Here is a 1,663-nt window from a genome sequence, read left to right on the forward strand (position 1 = left end):
GTCCCGGCGGCGGCGGCGGATGCGGCGCCGGCGGCCCGCCGGTCCGCGCGGCGGCCCTGCCGTTCGCCGGCGGCCGGGGTGCGGTCCTCCGGGTCAGCAGGGGCGGCTGTTGCTACGGGTCCGGATGCTGCGGTTTCCCGCGCGGGCTCCGGTGCGGGTGCGTCCGCCGGTGCCTCCCCGCGGGCGCCCGCGGCCGTGGTTTCCTGCCGGGCCTGCGGGGTTCCCGCGGCGGCGTCGGTCCGCTTGCCCGCGGCGGCCGGCTTCATCCATTCGAAGGCGGGTTCGTCGGCGTCGTCGGCGGGGTCCAGATCCGGATCCTGTCGATTCGGAGGGGTGGGACTTTTTTCCGTCACTGCTGCTTCGCTTCCGTAGGCTTCCGCGCTGCCGGGCCCGGGGACCGGCGGCGCCACATATCTGACTCCGAGCCTACCGTCAGGGCCTCAGCCCCGGCGAGGTGCCACCCCGGGACGGCGCCGATTCAGGCCGAAATTTCGGTGTAACCGGCGTCCCGGCTGTCGAGGTCGCCGCTGGCGCCCGCACGGTTGGCCCTGCCGCCCAGGCTCAGCACGTACACCCAGTAGCCGGCCAGCACCGCAGCGCCGATGGTGATCTTGGCCCAGACGGGCAGGGCGCTGGGCGTGACGAAGCCCTCCACCATGCCGGAGACCAGGAGCACCAGGACCAGCCCGAGGGCAACCGTGACCAGGGACCGGCCTTCCTCCGCGAGGGCCTGCGAGCGGCGGCGCGGCCCGGGCGCCACCACGGCCCAGAAGATCCGCAGTCCGGCCGCGCTGGCCACAAACACCGCCGTCAGCTCCATCAGGCCGTGCGGCAGGATGTAGCTGAAGAACACGTCCAGCTTCCCGGCGCCGGCGAAGACCCCGGCGGCAACCCCCACGCCCTGGGCGTTGCCGATCAGCATCATGGGGACCCAGAAGCCGGTGATGCCCAGCGCCACGGCCTGCGCGGCGATCCAGGCGTTGTTGGTCCACACCATGCCCGCGAACGACGCCGCGGGATTCTCGGAGTAGTAGTTGATGAAATCCTGCTCCACATAGCGGCGGACCGCGTCGTCCGAGCCGAGGGCACGGAGCGCATCCGGGGAATTCCCGATCCAGAGGCCGTACGCGGTGGCGACCAGGCAGAACGCCAGCCCGCACCAGAGCGTCAGCCAGCGGATCCGGTACAGGGCCGCCGGCAGCGCGATGACGAAGAACCGGGCCAGGTCCTCCATGAAGTTCGAACGGGCGCCCGTGAACCGGGTGCGGGCCTGGGCCAGCGTGGCTGACAACGCCGCGGACAGCCCGCTCTCGGGCGCCACGGAGCGCAGCAGCGAGAGGTCGGCCGACGCGCCCTGGTAGAGCCGCAGCAGTTCGTCGGCATCGGCGCCGCTGAGCCGGCGCTGGTGCGCCAGGGCGTGCAGCCGCGCCCACTTGTCCCCGTTCACCAGGGAGAACGCCTCGATGTCCACGGCACCACCCTAGCGCCCGGGGCCGCGATCCGTCCGGCATCTGCGCGGGATGATGTGGCCGGGGTGATTAGACTGTGCGTGACTGGCAGACGAGTGGGGGTCCGGGTTGAGTTCCATCATCACAGGCGAGGCCGTGGTCCTTGAGCTGCGGCCGGCGTCCTTCGCGGCGCGGGCGCTGGGGCTGTTGCTGGA

1 protein-coding gene and 2 pseudogenes are annotated in these 1,663 nt (G+C 72.4%); 1 reads left to right on the forward strand and 2 read right to left on the reverse strand.

Annotated elements, in window-relative coordinates; genetic code table 11:
• Both AC1DHD_RS16145 and AC1DHD_RS16150 read right to left on the reverse strand, forming a co-directional pair.
• Positions 1 to 353 (reverse strand): annotated as a pseudogene (locus AC1DHD_RS16145) (hypothetical protein); the annotation flags it as partial.
• Between the two features lie 125 nt (positions 354 to 478).
• The gene (locus tag AC1DHD_RS16150; RefSeq protein WP_476880676.1) at positions 479 to 1,471 is read right to left on the reverse strand and encodes a stage II sporulation protein M; all 993 of its coding nucleotides are present in this window, start codon (positions 1,469 to 1,471) and stop codon (positions 479 to 481) included.
• 106 nt (positions 1,472 to 1,577) lie between these two features.
• Between AC1DHD_RS16150 and AC1DHD_RS16155 the strand changes: the two are divergent.
• Positions 1,578 to 1,663: pseudogene (locus AC1DHD_RS16155) on the forward strand (RDD family protein); the annotation flags it as partial.

The sequence above is a fragment of the Arthrobacter sp. 05L45_2 genome (assembly GCF_056397525.1).